The organism is Brachyspira intermedia PWS/A (assembly GCF_000223215.1).
In the GTDB taxonomy this organism is placed as follows: Bacteria; Spirochaetota; Brachyspiria; order Brachyspirales; family Brachyspiraceae; genus Brachyspira; species Brachyspira intermedia.
In genome coordinates this window covers 2,004,163-2,019,973 of the sequence record NC_017243.1, presented here as the reverse complement: position 1 = coordinate 2,019,973, position 15,811 = coordinate 2,004,163, and the positions used below count along the sequence as shown (strand labels likewise).

The following is a 15,811-nucleotide window of genomic DNA, read 5'->3' as shown; positions in this document are numbered from 1 at the left end:
CTCCTTATTTATTTTAATTTGTTATATATTATAATGTTAAGCAAATGAAATATTGGAGGAAACATATGAAAAGAGGTTATATAGTAATGAGTATTTTTTTGTCAGCCTTATTAACAAATGTATCTTGCAATTCTAAAGATAAAAATAGAGTTTATCCTGAAGGAGAAGTTAATTTTACGATAGTTCAGACAACAGATATTCATGGGATGATTTTTCCATATAATTTTATCACAGATAAAGAAGAAGATACTTCTATGGCTCATGTATCTTCCTATTTAAAGCAATTAAAAAATGAAGGTAAGACTATTTTGTTATTAGAGAATGGGGACTCTTTGCAAGGACAGCCTACTGTTTATTATTATAATTTTGTGGCAATTAATGAACCTCATATATGGTCAGAAGTTCTAAATTATATGGATTATGATGCTGTAGCAGTTGGAAATCATGATATTGAGGCAGGACATAGTGTTTATGATAAGCTCGCAAAAGAATTAAAAGCGCCTTTATTGGCAGCTAACTTGATAGATGAAAAAAGTAAAGAGCCTTATTTTAAACCTTATACTGTAGTAGAGAAAAATGGTGTAAAAATAGCAGTACTTGGACTTATAGAACCTGCAATAGACAGGCAGCTTCCAAAAGTTTTATATGAGGGTTTAGCTACTGAGGATATGGTGGAATCTGCTAAAAAGTGGATTAAAGTTATAAAAGATAAAGAGAAGCCTGATATGATTATAGGTTTATTTCATGCCGGAGCTGATCATACAGATGACAAAGAAACATATAAAAATGAAAATGCAAGTCAATTAGTGGCAGAGCAGGTTGATGGTTTTGATATTATATTTGTAGGGCATGATCATCAAGGATGGAGCGGATTGGGCTATGATCAAACTTCAAAACAAAAAACTAAAGAAGTTAAAAGTCCTAGCGGAAAAATAGTACCTATATATGGAGGAGTGAATTCTGCTAGATATATAGCTTCTGTTGATGTTTCTATGAGTTACAACAAAAATAATAAAACTTGGAATATGAAATTTGATGGAAATTTATTAGATCCTTCTCAATTTGAATCAGATAAAGAATTTTTAGAAAAGTTTGCTGATGCAAGGGCTAATATAGAAAAATGGGTTAGCAGAGATATAGGTAATTTAAATACTAAATTAGTTTCAGATGAAGCCATATTCGGCGATAGTTATTTTTTGAGTTTTATACATAAATTACAATTTACTATAGCTGAAAAAGAGCTTGGTGAAAAGGCTGATATTTCTTTTGCTGCTCCTTTAAGTAAGGATGCTGTTTTGAATAATGGTGTAATAAAAGTAAAAGATATGTTCAATTTATATCCTTATGAGAATTTCTTTTATGTTATGAAACTTACAGGAAAGCAAATTAAAGATGCTATGGAATATTCTTATGGAAGATGGTTTAATACCATGAATAATATTAATGACCATTTAATAGCTTTTAAGAAGGATTCTAGTGGAAAATTAATATTTAATAAAAGGTACAATTCTTATGATACTATAACACCTTCATATAATTATGAAAGTGTTGCAGGATTAAATTATACTGTTGATGTAACTAAACCTAATGGAGAGAAAATTATAATAGAATCTCTTTCCGATGGAAGAAGTTTTGAATTGGATAAAGAATATAAAGTTGCAATCAATTCTTATAGAGGAAGCGGCGGCGGCGGACATCTTACTCAAGGAGCAGGAATAGATTTAGAAACATTACAGAATATGGATTTGGTATTAAAATCTACTGATAAGGATTTGAGATATTATATAATAAATTGGTTTGAAGAACAAAATGGTCCTATTACAGTAGAAAAACTTAATAATTGGAAAGTTGTTCCTGAAAATTATGTTAAGGCTGGAAAACAAAGAGATTATAAACTTTTATATCCTTAACAATTAATAGAGCATTAATAAATAAAATTTTTAATTAATGAAAATGTATAAATTAAGCCTGTTTAAATAATGATTAAATGGGCTTTTTTATTTAATCTTATTATAAAATTTCTTATTGCAAATTATTAATCTAAATATTAAAATACATGTCAAAATAAAATATAGGTTTTATAAATTATGAAAATAGCTATTCTAGGCGGTACTTTTGATCCTCCTCATTTAGGACATTTAATATTAGCTGATACTGTTATAACAAACTGCAATTATGACAAAGTAATTTTTATACCAGCAAAAATTCCTCCTCATAAGAATATAAGCGGTGAGGTATCAAATGAAGATAGGCTCAATATGCTTAAACTTTCAATAGAAAATGATGAAAGATTTTTATTGGATGAATATGAACTTAATAATGATGGTGTTTCATATACTATCAATACATTAAATTATCTATATAAAAATTATGATATTGAAGGAAAAATAGGGCTTATAATAGGGGCAGATTTGATAAAAGATTTTGATAAATGGAGAGAGCCTGAAAGAATAGCTGAAATATCAGATATAACAGTTGTGAATAGGGAAGATGATAAAAATCTATATAAAGAAAATATTGATAAATATAATATTAAAGTGATAATGGCTCCGCGTATAGATATATCATCAAGCCTTATCAGAAATAGAATAAAAGAAAAAAAGGATTCAGATATTTTGTTAAAGAAAAAGTTTATGATTATATAGTATCAAAAAATTATATTTATAAATTTGTAAAATAGGAAAAATAAAATGAAGAATATAAAATTAATATTGATAATGATTTTTATTTTTATAGGAAGTCTTTATTCTCAGGAAATGTATCTTCTTAGCGGCCCTACAGGAATAGGTGGTTTAAAAATGATGAAAGATTATAGGGGAGTAAATATTCACTTTGTAAATGCCCCTAATAATATGCTTTCATTGATAGTGAAAGGGCAGACAGATATAGCTGCAATTCCTGCTAATATGGCGGCTATAATTTTTAATAGACAATTAGATTATAAAGTTATTGCTGTAATATCTGAAACTAAACTTTTTATAGTGTCTGCTGATAATAAAATACAAACTATAAATGATATAAAAAATAAAACTGTATACTGCGGTACTAAATTGGCAGCACCTGATTTAATGCTTCAGTATTTAATATCAAAAGAAAATCTGCCTAAGGTTAATATTAATTATTCTTTGAGTAATCCTGATTTAGCAAAAGCTGTTGCATCAAAAAATGCAGATATTGCAATATTGCCTGAACCTTTTGTATCTTCTGCCATGCTTGAAAATAAAGATGTTCATATAGTTGTTGAAATGTCTAAATATGTTGAAAATTATCCTGTAGCTGTACTCATTGCTAAAAATAGTTTTATTAATCATAATAGGGCATTAGTTCAGGAAGTTTTACAGCAATACAAAAAATCCACTGATTATATAATAAATAATAAAAATGAAATAGAGAGTTTAATAAAAGATTCATCTATGATAATTAATGCTAAGTCTGCTGTTTATGGTATAAATAGAATGGGACTTACTTTTTATACTGGTGAAAAAATGAAATTTGCTTTAAATAGTTATTATAATTTTTTATATAACTTTGATAAGAAGTTAATAGGAAATAAAATACCTTCAAATGAATTTTATTATATAGAAAAATAATATATAGCTGCATAATACAAAATAATTTTTAATCGTATTATGCAGCATATTATAATTATTTATGTTTTAGCTCGTCTAAATATCCTGATTCTTCAAGTTTTTGCTTGAACTCTTCTTCAGATAATATATTTTTTATTCCGATTAATTTAGCACCTTTTTGTTCAGCCTCTTTGAAACTATCAAGAAAACTAGTAGGACAGAAAATTAAATCATAATCTCCTGTTTTACAATGATTCATATCACAATGGTCTATTGATAAATTTTCTATTCCTAACTTTATCAAAGCCATTTGAGCTTTTTCCTTCATCATTAAGCTGGTACCTGTTCCATTAGCACAAACCACTAATACTTTTAACATAATTAACTCCTTAAATATATTAAATTATTAATTACCAGATTTTTTCATTAATTCATCTATATATTTAACTATATCAAATCCGGCATTTAATGCTTTAGCAATAGATCCTCCTGATTTATATAATATATCTCCTGCTATAAATAGATTCTGAACAGAACTTTCATGATTATCATTAACCATAGGTACTCCATTCGCATCTAATTCTATATTACATCTTTTCAAGAAATCTACAGGGGCAACTCCTCCTAATGCATATATTACTCTGTCATAAGTATCTTCTGTACCATCAGTATAATGTACTAATACTTTTCCATCTTTGTCTTCTATTGAAGTTATATCAATTCCAAGTTTTGCCTTTACTTTTCCGCTTGATATATCTTCTTTAATAGTTTCCAAATTCTTTTCATTTGGTCTTGTAAATTCAGCTTTTCTATAGTTTATTGTAACATTATTATCTTTTCCTAACAAGTAGGCATATTCAACTGCTGAATTTCCTCCGCCTACAACTAATACCTTTTCATTTTCTTTACATTTATAAATATTGAAATTTACTACATTATTTAAACTAGCAGGTATAGTATAATCAGGTTTATTTGGTCTTCCCATTTTACCAATAGAAACTACAACATATTTTGATAAATATTTTTTATTATCGGAAGTGTTTACTTCTAAATATTCACCATTTTTTTGTATAGATTCAACTTCAGTATTAAACATAGCCTCTATATAGTTGCCGAATAAACATTCACTGAATAAATCTAATACATCACCTTTAGTAGCAGTTTTAAATTTTATGTTGCCCTTTAAATCTAGAGCCTCACCCTTATAGTCTTTATCAACTCTTTTATCATCTTTATAGAATTTCCTTATAGTAGTAGAGTGATTATCTCCTTTTTCTAATAAAAGAACTTTTTTCATTTCTAATATGGAAGCCTCAACAGAAGCAGCAATTCCTCCGGGACCGCCTCCAACAATAATTAAATCATATTTATTATCCATAATTTGTCTCCTTTTTTTAAAGTATACAATTAACCTATATTTGAAATAAAGATATTTAAGAAAAATACAAATATGGAATTATAAAGATATAATCAAACGTCTAAATTTTTAACATATCTTGCATTAGATTCAATAAAATCTCTTCTAGGCTTAACTTCATCACCCATAAGCATAGAGAATAATTGATCTGCTTTTTCAGCATCTTCTGTTAATACCTGATACATAAGTCTAGTTTCTGGGTTCATAGTAGTTTCCCATAATTGATCGGCATTCATTTCCCCCAAACCTTTGTATCTTTGTATATCATATTTTTTGTCTTTATTTTCAGCTAATATTTTATCTCTCTGCTCATCAGAATAAGCATAAACAAAATTTTTCTTGTCAAAACTTATTTTATATAGTGGAGGAACAGCTATAAATATATGCCCTAAATCTATTAAAGGACGCATATATCTAAAGAAGAATGTTAAAAGCAAAGTTCTTATATGTGAACCGTCAATGTCGGCATCGGCCATTATAATAACTCTGCCGTACCTTATTTTTGATATATCAAAAGAAGCTCCTACACCGCAGCCTAATGCCGCTATTATAGGTTTTAAACTTTCATTATCTATGATTTTATCAAGTCTTGCTTTTTCAACATTCAATACTTTACCTCTAAGCGGTAAAATAGCTTGGAAATGTCTGTCTCTTCCGCCTTTAGCAGTACCGCCTGCAGAGTCTCCCTCTACAAGATATACTTCGCATTTATCCACTTCCTGTTCTGAACAGTCAGCCAATTTTCCAGGCAATGAATCGCTTTCTAATGCATTTTTTCTTCTAGCTAAATCTCTTGCTTTTCTAGCAGCTTCTCTAGCCTGTGCTGCAGATATTATTTTTTCTAATATAGCTTTTATAACTTTAGGATTCTGTGAGAAATAGTCGTTTAATCCTTCAACTACAAGTTTTTCTGTTACTGCTCTTACTTCTGTATTACCTAATTTAGTTTTTGTCTGTCCTTCAAATTGAGGATTAGGAATTTTTACAGATACTACAGCAACTAAACCTTCTCTTGTATCTTCGCCCATAAATGTTATTTTGCTTTTTTTATCCAATTCAAGTTTTTTAGCAAAATCAGTATATACTCTAGTTAAAGCAGTTCTAAACCCAACTAAATGAGTACCGCCTTCAGTAGTATTGATATTGTTACAATATGTGAATATATTTTCATTATATGCATCAACATACTGCATAGCTACTTCTACATCTGTTTTATCTTCATTTTTGTGAAGATATATAGGCTTGTCATGCAATGGTTTTTTATTTTCATTGAGGTGAGCTATAAACATTTCTATACCGCCCTCATAATAAAATTCATTGCTTACAACTTCTGCTTCTCTTTCATCTACAAGAGTAATCCTTATTCCTCTATTTAAGAAAGCTAATTCTCTAAGTCTGTTAGCTAATATTTTATAGTCATATACTGTTGTTTCAAATATCTCATCATCAGCTTTAAATGTTACGGTAGTTCCTGTTTTTTTGCTTGTTCCAACCTCTTTTACAGGTTCTTCAGGAATACCTCTATGATAAACTTGTCTGTATAATTTACCGTCTTTATTGACTTCAGCTATTAACTCTGTACTTAAAGCATTAACTACTGATACACCAACACCATGCAAACCGCCCGATACTTTATATGTTTCATTATCGAATTTACCGCCTGCATGCAGTTTAGTCATAACAACTTCTAAAGCAGAAATTTTAAGTTTCGGATGCATATCAACAGGTATACCCCTTCCATCATCTTCAACTTGTATTATATTGCCTTTCTTTATAGTAACAGTTATATTCTTACAATATCCTGCCATAGCTTCATCTATACTATTGTCTACAACCTCATATACTAAGTGATGCAAACCTTGAGCACCTGTAGAACCTATATACATACCAGGACGCTTTCTAACAGGGTCTAATCCTTCTAAAACTTGAATATTCTTCGAGCTATATGTTTTTTCTGCAGCCATATTTGTAATTTTCCTCTTAATTTATTTTCAAATTTTAATGTATATATTATACAATGAATAGTTAAATATTACAAATTAATATTACTGTATTTTTCTATAAAAATTAGAATATTCTAACTTTTTTCTTCTTTTTGTATTATAAATAATTTTAATAAAATACAAATTCAAATCAGTTGTTTTTTATATAAATATGTGAATAAATGAGAAATATTTTCAAAAATAATGAAACATGAAATTATCTTCATATATCATTATTTTTTATATTATAAATTAACATAATAAAAATTCTTTATTTGACTTTAATTGAAATTTACATTATTATTAATATTCTAGTAAAATTATATATTTATAAAAAATAATTTTTTATTAAAAGGGATATAAAAATGGAAGATAAAAAATACAGTATAGATGAGTCTATAGAGTTAATTACAAGAGGAATAAGCGAAGTTATAGGACTAGAAGAAATAAAAGAAAAATTAAAAAGCGGAAAACAATTGACAGTTAAAGCTGGATTCGATCCTACAGCACCTGATATACATTTAGGTCATACTGTACTTTTAAGAAAGATGAGACATTTTCAGTTATTAGGACATAAGGTTATATTTTTGATAGGTGATTTTACAGGAAGAATAGGAGACCCATCAGGAAAAACTAAAACAAGACCAAGACTTACTTTAGAAGATGTTTTGAAAAATGCTGAAACTTATAAACAGCAAGTTTTCAAAATTTTGGATCCTGAAAAAACTATAGTTGAATTTAATTCTAAATGGCTTGAAAAAATGAGCTTTGCCGATGTACTTGGACTCACTTCAAGATATACTGTAGCTCAAATGATAGAAAGAGATGATTTTTCTAAGAGATATAAAAACGGACAGCCTATTAGTATTATGGAATTTTTATATCCATTAGCACAAGGATATGATTCAGTTTCTTTGGAATGCGATGTTGAGCTTGGAGGAAATGACCAAAAATTTAATTTGCTTGTAGGAAGAACTTTAATGAAAGAATACGGATTATCTCCTCAGGCAGTTATTACTGTTCCTTTATTAGAAGGTTTAGACGGTGTTGAGAAGATGAGTAAATCTTTAGGAAACTATATAGGAATATATGACAGTCCTAAAGATATGTATGGTAAAGCTATGAGTATACCAGATAGTTTAATAGCTAAGTATATGGAACTTCTTACAGATATACCTTTAGATGATATAAAGAACTATGTTAAAGCTATGGAAAATGGAGAAAATCCTAGAAACATAAAAGGAATATTAGCAAAAGAAATAGTAAAAATATATCATGGAGAAGCAGAAGCATTGAATGCTGAAGAAGAGTTCAAAAGAATATTTAGTTCTAAAGGACTTCCTGATGAGATAGAAGAAGTTAGTATTAGCAAAGATGATAATATTTTAAATGTGTTATCTATTTGTATGTCATCAGAAAGTAAATCTAACTTGAAAAGACTTGTATCTCAAGGAAGTGTTACATTGGATAATGAGAAGATAAATGATATAAATGCTGTTATTTCAAAAGAGGGTATTTTAAAAGTAGGTAAACGCAATTTCTTTAAAATTAAATTTTCTTGAAATTAATGATTGGTTTTAGAGGATACAATGCGAATCTTTATCTTGTTATTATTTACATTAATATTTAATGTGTGGCTTTATGCCCAAGATACTAATGCAGATAATACTATTGCAACAAATAATAATACTATCTCTACTAATAGAGGTGAAAGTGCAATAATGCAGATAAATAGATTCGATGCCAAAAGAAACCCAGTATCCTTTATTAATTTAGTTAATTTTACCCCATATTATGTACTTCAGGAATATGCCAGAGTTAATAATATAGAAATTTATCCTTATGATACAGAAAGCTCTTTAAGAGCAAGAATTATTGAAAGACAGGTAAATATAAAACAAGAAGTCATAAAAGGTAATGATCAAGTAAAAGAAGTTGCTAGAACAACTATAAACAAAGGCGGAGCTCAAGTAGAACTCATAGGAGCAGATTTTGCTGAAAGATATGCCGTAGAAGAAGCAGGAGAAGAGCTTATATCATTATATGGTAATGTTACCATGAAAATGTATAATAATACGTTAGTTGCTGATAGAGTTGTTTATAGTTTAAAAACAGGAGAGGTTTTTGCATCAGGAAATATAACTGTTAAGGCAGAGGGTAGTACGCTTAATGGTGAATGGTTTATGCTAAATAGAGAAAATAAAAAGGGTATTCTATTCAATGGCGGTACTAAATTTATGGGTTTTACAGTTGAAGGCCGTGTAATAAAATTTAATGATCAGGATTTTTTTGCTGAAAATAGCAGTGTTAGTTTTTCCCGTCTTACACCTGTAGCCCATGATTTTTTAGCAAGCAGGGTTTATCTTTGGGATAGTAAAAAGATGATGGTCTTTAACAGTATTTATAGGGTAGGAAGACAGCCGGTATTTTATTTCCCTCTATTTATTCAAAATAATTTTGGTACAGGTATTATAACTTCTTTCGGACAATCTTTGAGAGAAGGGGTTTATATACAGAACTATAAAATATTTGATTTGTATGGTGTTCAGCATAAGGTAAGATTTGATGCTTATCAAAAATTGGGTTTTTTAATTGGTGATGAGATAAGATATACAAGTCAGTATCAGAATTTAGCACTCGATGCTATGTTTGCTTTAGGAAGACAATATTATTTACTTGACTCCTATATAACATCAAGTATAGGTTATGGTACTAGGTATGTTAACTATTTTGCTTCAGGGGAATCTGGAAAATTTGTACCAAGATATAAATTTCAATATGATCATACAATTCAATTATATAACAGTAAAAATATAAATAGTTATGTTACAGGTAAATTGAATTTGAATAGTGATTTGTATTTTAGATCTGATTTTTACAATCAAAGAGGGCAATTTGATATATTAACATTTTTTACTTCTCTTACAGGAGAGTTGCAGGATATAGGAGATTCTTATCCTGAAAGATATATTGAAAATTCTGTATATGTTAATAATAATATTTACGGATTAAATTTAAAAGTAGGTGCTGAATGGGATTTGGAAGCAGTTAGGAATATATCAGTTGATGTTAATACTAATTTCGATTATTATATGCCTAAACCGTATAAGCTTATTCTTCCTTCTGTAGAAGCTAGCTACAGTTCTGTATTTGGAGATGAAACATCTTACTATTTTCCAAATGTTAATATTAACTATAATTTAAGAGCTAATTATAATCATACTATTAATTATAAAACTTCAGAAGGTATTGCTTTTTATAATAATCCTAGACTTGATTCTCAATTAAATGATAAACTTGCAGAAAGAAATAATCTTAATTTGTACGGGGATTTATCAAGAACTTTCACTAATGAATTCATAAGATTTGTACCTAGTGTTAATATGGAATATGCATATCAAAATAGTATATCTCCTACAGCTGAAGATTTGATTTATGATAAGGATAATACATATTTTGGTATAGGAACAGGAATGAATTTTTCTATGTTTTTACCATATAGTATATTACCTTATAATTTTACTAAGTATTTTGAACCTACTATCAGATGGGATACTACATATAGTTTGGGATATAGATTTAAAGAAAAATATATTGATAATAATTATGGAAATTCACAATTCGGCGAATTTAATAATCATAATTTTACAACTAAATTTTCTATGGGTGGAACAGGATATAGTTTATTTTATTTACCTGATTTAAATCTTAATATGGAAACATTTATAACAACAGGTTATGATTTTATACCTAGTTATAATGCTGAAACAAAAACTTATCAAGTTGAATTTTCTACAAATAAAATGTTAACAACTGAAGTTGGAGCTTCTGCAAGACTTTTATATAATCAGTCTTATATTTCTTATGATATAACTAGAAATTTATTAGGAACTAATTTAACGGCCAATAGAATAAATGCGTATTTTCACTTTCCTATACCTTTAGGTAAAATTACAGATTGGATTTTAATAAAAAACAATAAAAAGCCTTTTTTTGACGGCATAGTTAATGATTTTAATTTATATTTTGGTTTTTCTTTTACTCATGATTTTATCAATTACAGATACAATACAGCAGCATTTACATTTGGTATAGAACTTCAGGTTTTAGAGCAGTGGAAGTTTAGAATAGCAACTACTAGTGCGAATGAGAATGCCTACAGATATATAAAATCATATGCTGAGAAAGAAAATCAAACTTGGGTAAATCCTTTCTGGGATATTATAAATTCATTTAATTTCTCTGATTCTAAAAAGCGAACTGAGAGTTTATTCAAGTTAAAATCAATAGAGGCTAGTATTTGGCATGAATTAGATGGATGGCAGATTCAGGCTACTTTTGCTGTTAGACCTTCTACATTGCCTTCTGATATTACTTCTGGTTCAGTAAAAGGTGTTTATTGGAATAAAGAGTTTTGGATTGAGTTTACTCTTACAGACTTTCCTACTGTTGGTTTGCCTAAAAAAGAATATAATCTTAATAGTACCATTACTGATTTGCAAGATAGTGCTGCTAGTACACAATAATGATATATTAATATTGATTCTATGTAGAGAGTTATTTATTTATGAAGAGAATTTTTATTATAATGTTTTATTTCAGTACTTTCATTTTTTCTCAAGAAAATGATAATTATATATTTACTAATTACATTATGAATGATAATGTATATACTAATGAAGTTGTAAACAGTAATTACAATATTGATTATACTAATGAAGTAGAATACGATTATAATTCAAATATAAAATATAATAGTTTATATGAAGCCATAGATAATTATGATGTTGAATATGTAAGAACAGTTATAAGCAATGAAGATATAAATATCAACTCAAAACTTCCAGATGACTATCCAAATAATTTAGGAGGAGCTACTCCTTTACTTTATTCTATATATAAAAATGCTGGAGAAATAACTGAAATTTTAGTAAATAATGGAGCCAATTTAAAAGCTAGAGATTTTAAAACTTGGAATAGTATTATGTATGCAGCTGCTTTTTCTGATTTAAATACTATAGCATTACTTGCTGAAAAGGATAGCACTTTACTTGATACTAAAACAGAATTTAATGTAACACCTTTGCATATAGCTTGTGATTATAACAATCTTGACACAGTAATGTATTTATGTACTAATTCTAATATAGATATTAATGCTAGGGATATAGACGGCTGGACTGCTCTTTATCATGCTGCACATTCTAAAAGTATGGAAACTTATAATTTATTAATAATACTTGGAGCAGATACTAATATTGCTGATAATAATAATGTGCTTCCTGAAACTGTACTTACTAGAAAAATTGATAATGAAGTTAATGAAGTAAGAGAGATTGATATTGAATTATTTAAAGCTATAGAAAAAGATGATTCTAGGAGTATAAGAGCTTTAATAAATAGGGGAGCTAATATTAATGCTAAAGATGGTTATGGATTAAGTGTTTTACATTTAGCTATAAAAAATAATAGTATTAGATCTGTTAATGTACTTCTAGCAAATAAAAATATTGATTTAGAATCAAAACTTCCGGAGGGATATTTTACTCATTTGGGAGAAGACTCTTCAGATGCTGTTTATATAGGAAATGCGACTCCTCTTATCTATGCTATATTTAAAAGTAAAGGCGATTCAAGAATAGTTAATGAACTTATAAAAAAAGGTGCTAATGTGAATGCCACAGATGAAGAAGGATGGTCTACATTTTTATATGCGGCTGCTTTTGGAAATAGTTCTATGCTTAGAAATATTCTATCAAAAAATAAAAGTCTTATTAATAGTAAAACAAAAAATAATGTTACGCCGCTTCATATGGCTGTTGTTTATGATAATTTAGACAACATAAAATATTTAGTGAGAAATTTGAAAGTAGATATTAATGCTAAAGATGATGATGGTTGGACTGCTTTATATTATGCAGCTGCCAAACAAAAAAAAAGAAGCCTATAACTTACTTTTAAGATTGGGTGCTGACAAAAATATAGCCAATAATGATGGATTAAAGCCTGCCGATATTTTACAGTAAATTATCAATTTTGTTATATTGCATTAATTAATTATTATTATATAATTTTGTAATTATGTTTACTAGGGAATTATTTTTATGATTAGAAACGGATTTTTATTAATTATATTACTTTTTACTATCAGTTTTAATATATTTGCATTAACTCAAAAAGAGCAGGAATTTTTTAATGCTATAAAAGAAAATAAATATGAATCTCAATTAAAAAATCTTTTAAGATATAAAATGGATTTGAATGCTACAAATGAAAAAGGATTGACTCCGCTTTTGTATGCTATTGAATGTAATAATGAAAGAGCTGTAAGAGTATTGCTTGAATATAATGATGTTAATATTGAAGCTAAACTTCCAGATGATTTTGCAGATTATCCATATATAAATAAAGTTGAAGGTGATAGCTTTAATATAGGAGGGGCTACTCCTTTGATGTTTGCTATATTCAAAAGTAATCCAAGAATAGTAAAACAGCTAATAGACAAAGGAGCTAATGTTAAAGCTAGAGATAATGAAGGAACTCCTGTGTTTTTATATGCATGTGGTTTTGGAAATGGCAATATTATAAGAATGCTTCTTGTAAAAGACAGAACATTAGTTAATGATAAAACATCTAATGGAAATATTAATGGGCTTCATTATGCTGCTTCGCTTAACAATTTAGAAACTATTAATTTCTTGATTAAAAATGTTGATATGAATATTAATGACAGAGATTCAAACGGGTGTACCGCTTTATATTATGCCGCTTACTATGCAAAAAAAGAGGCATATAATCTTCTTATTAAACTTGGTGCTAATAAAGATATAGGAGATAATTATGGAGTAAAGCCTGAATATGTTTTATCAGGAGGAAGTTCGGCTGTTGATTTAGAAAATAATCAGGAAGAAAATAATAATTCACTTACGAATACTTATGAAGAAAATATGTTCATCGCAAGAACTATTCAAACATCAGACACTAATGCTTTAAGAAATATAATGATGTATTCTAATTTTAATATGAATGATGTAATTATAGCCTATGACACTCCTCTCACTTATGCTATACACCTTGGAAAAGATGATATGGTTAATCAGCTTTTTAGATATAAAATGAGCGGTACAAATATTATAAATATAGAAACTTCTTTCATACCAGCAGAAGAAGTATATTTTGATGAAAGCACTAATGGAATAGAGTTTACAGGAAATGTATATTTGGGAAATGCTAGTCCTTTGCAATATGCTATATTCAAAGGTAATACTAATATAATAAATACTCTTTTGAAACTTGGTGCTGATATAAACAGAAAAGATAGTTTAGGAAATAATGCTTTAATGTATGCAGCAAGTTATGGAAGTGCTGAAGTTATTGATACGCTTTTAAATTACAGCAGCAATTCTTATAGAGTTGTTGATATATATGGGGACACTCCTTTACATAATGCAGCGGCATTGGGAAATACTAATACTTTGATTGCACTTATGAATAGAACTCCTATTAATATAAATGCACAAAATATTGATGGTAATACTCCTTTGCATTTTGCAGTAAAAAATCATAATAGTAATACATACAGATTCTTATTATTAAAAGGTGCTGATTATACTATAAAAAATTATGATGGAAAAACTGCTTCCGATTTACTTTATGGTGATGGAGTTGAGAGTATAGAGAGTATTATAAGTAATAATCTAAATACAAATAATGTTATTACTAATGATATTATAACTAATGAGATTATTACAAATGATATTATGACAAATAATGGTTCCTATAGTAATTTTTATACTAATGAAAAATTAAATAATAGCAAAGCAAGTAATGATTTATATGGAAATACTAATTTTAATAATATGAATGATACAAACAATAACACTATATTAACTAATTCATATTATAATATGCAATATAATAATAATATATTTGATGAAGTGAAAGTGATGCAGGTTAATAATTTTGCTGATGATTTAATATACGAGTACAGTGATGATAAAACTCTTGATGATGAAAATGACGATTATGTAGAGCCTGATACAGATGATGATTATTCTCATATATATGAAACTAGTAAACCTTTATTTGATGCTATATATAATGGTAATATCGAGGAGATGCTTAAAGCTATTTCAAATGGTGTAGATATAAATTCAAGAAATGAAGAAGGATTCACCCCTTTGCTTTATGCCATTAATTATGATCAATTAGAAGCTATGAAGGCACTTTTAAGTTATAGTAATGTTATAGATATAGAAATGTCTCTTAATAATTATACAAATGTTTATTCTGTGAAAGGTGAAAATTTCAGCGGAGAAGTATTATTTAATGGTACAACTCCTTTACAATATGCAATATTCAAAGGAAATACTAATGCAGTAAACTTACTTATAGAAAGCGGCTCTGATATGAGAAAAAAAGATTATAATGGTTACTGCAGTTTATTTTATGCATCAGCATTTTCTAATCCAGACATGATACATTTTCTACTTTCAAAAGATTCTAGTTTAACTAGAGAAAAATCTTTAAGTGGAAGAAGCGTTATGCATTTTGCGGCTATGTATGGCAATAACAATGCTATATCATATTATTTATCTAATACTTTTTTAAGCATTAATGCTCAGGATAATGATGGAAATACCCCTTTGCATTATGCTAATGAAAAAGGATATGCCACTACTATAGAACTTCTTGTAAAGAGCGGTGCAAAAACTGATATAAAAAATAATGAAGGTCTTATAGCTTCTGATTTATTAAAGAAATAAACGTATAAAATGTATATCAAATAATTTATTCTTAATAATTACATTTTATTAAAAGTAATATAATCTTGTATTAATTAT

Annotated in this window: 10 protein-coding genes; 7 read left to right on the top strand and 3 right to left on the bottom strand. The window is 27.9% G+C overall.

Going from position 1 to position 15,811, the window contains the following annotated elements; all coding sequences use genetic code 11:
* The first annotated feature begins 65 nt into the window (after positions 1-65).
* From BINT_RS08775 to BINT_RS08765, 3 genes are all read left to right on the top strand, one after another.
* On the top strand, positions 66-1,910 hold the full coding sequence (locus tag BINT_RS08775; protein ID WP_014488216.1) for a bifunctional metallophosphatase/5'-nucleotidase: 1,845 nt from the start codon (positions 66-68) through the stop codon (positions 1,908-1,910).
* A gap of 177 nt (positions 1,911-2,087) precedes the next feature.
* A complete protein-coding gene (gene nadD, locus BINT_RS08770) occupies positions 2,088-2,645 on the top strand; it encodes a nicotinate (nicotinamide) nucleotide adenylyltransferase (protein WP_014488215.1) in 558 nt (185 codons plus the stop codon).
* Between the two features lie 45 nt (positions 2,646-2,690).
* Entirely contained in the window at positions 2,691-3,590 is a 900-nt protein-coding gene (locus BINT_RS08765) for an ABC transporter substrate-binding protein (RefSeq protein WP_014488214.1), read from the top strand.
* A 55-nt stretch (positions 3,591-3,645) separates the two neighbouring features.
* On the opposite strand, the gene BINT_RS08760 is transcribed toward BINT_RS08765, so the two are convergent.
* The 3 genes from BINT_RS08760 to gyrB form a co-directional block, all read right to left on the bottom strand.
* Complete coding sequence (locus tag BINT_RS08760) at positions 3,646-3,948, bottom strand: PTS sugar transporter subunit IIB (RefSeq protein WP_014488213.1); 303 nt, start codon at positions 3,946-3,948, stop codon at positions 3,646-3,648.
* A gap of 27 nt (positions 3,949-3,975) precedes the next feature.
* Positions 3,976-4,947: an NAD(P)-binding domain-containing protein gene (locus BINT_RS08755; protein ID WP_014488212.1), complete on the bottom strand. Its 972-nt coding sequence runs from the start codon at positions 4,945-4,947 to the stop codon at positions 3,976-3,978.
* A 92-nt stretch (positions 4,948-5,039) separates the two neighbouring features.
* Positions 5,040-6,950: a DNA topoisomerase (ATP-hydrolyzing) subunit B gene (gyrB, locus tag BINT_RS08750; RefSeq protein WP_014488211.1), complete on the bottom strand. Its 1,911-nt coding sequence runs from the start codon at positions 6,948-6,950 to the stop codon at positions 5,040-5,042.
* A gap of 383 nt (positions 6,951-7,333) precedes the next feature.
* Here gyrB and tyrS point away from each other — a divergent pair, with 383 nt between their 5' ends.
* The 4 genes from tyrS (at position 7,334) to BINT_RS08730 (ending at position 15,733) form a co-directional block, all read left to right on the top strand.
* Positions 7,334-8,530, top strand: coding sequence for a tyrosine--tRNA ligase (gene tyrS, locus BINT_RS08745; protein WP_014488210.1), 1,197 nt, complete (start codon positions 7,334-7,336; stop codon positions 8,528-8,530).
* A 27-nt stretch (positions 8,531-8,557) separates the two neighbouring features.
* Positions 8,558-11,494, top strand: a complete 2,937-nt coding sequence (locus BINT_RS08740; RefSeq protein WP_041177365.1) for an LPS-assembly protein LptD — start codon at positions 8,558-8,560, stop codon at positions 11,492-11,494.
* Positions 11,495-11,535: 41 nt separating this feature from the next.
* Positions 11,536-12,918, top strand: a complete 1,383-nt coding sequence (locus BINT_RS08735) for an ankyrin repeat domain-containing protein (protein ID WP_234944309.1) — start codon at positions 11,536-11,538, stop codon at positions 12,916-12,918.
* A gap of 154 nt (positions 12,919-13,072) precedes the next feature.
* Positions 13,073-15,733: an ankyrin repeat domain-containing protein gene (locus BINT_RS08730; RefSeq protein ID WP_014488207.1), complete on the top strand. Its 2,661-nt coding sequence runs from the start codon at positions 13,073-13,075 to the stop codon at positions 15,731-15,733.
* The last annotated feature ends 78 nt before the right edge of the window (positions 15,734-15,811 follow it).

Bases quoted from the DNA above. Each gene is read 5' to 3' on its own strand.
- BINT_RS08775 (WP_014488216.1), top strand. From the start codon at position 66: ATGAAAAGAGGTTATATAGTAATGAGTATTTTTTTGTCAGCCTTATTA.
- nadD (WP_014488215.1), top strand. From the start codon at position 2,088: ATGAAAATAGCTATTCTAGGCGGTACTTTTGATCCTCCTCATTTAGGA.
- BINT_RS08765 (WP_014488214.1), top strand. From the start codon at position 2,691: ATGAAGAATATAAAATTAATATTGATAATGATTTTTATTTTTATAGGA.
- BINT_RS08760 (WP_014488213.1), bottom strand. From the start codon at position 3,948: ATGTTAAAAGTATTAGTGGTTTGTGCTAATGGAACAGGTACCAGCTTA.
- BINT_RS08755 (WP_014488212.1), bottom strand. From the start codon at position 4,947: ATGGATAATAAATATGATTTAATTATTGTTGGAGGCGGTCCCGGAGGA.
- gyrB (WP_014488211.1), bottom strand. From the start codon at position 6,950: ATGGCTGCAGAAAAAACATATAGCTCGAAGAATATTCAAGTTTTAGAA.
- tyrS (WP_014488210.1), top strand. From the start codon at position 7,334: ATGGAAGATAAAAAATACAGTATAGATGAGTCTATAGAGTTAATTACA.
- BINT_RS08740 (WP_041177365.1), top strand. From the start codon at position 8,558: ATGCGAATCTTTATCTTGTTATTATTTACATTAATATTTAATGTGTGG.
- BINT_RS08735 (WP_234944309.1), top strand. From the start codon at position 11,536: ATGAAGAGAATTTTTATTATAATGTTTTATTTCAGTACTTTCATTTTT.
- BINT_RS08730 (WP_014488207.1), top strand. From the start codon at position 13,073: ATGATTAGAAACGGATTTTTATTAATTATATTACTTTTTACTATCAGT.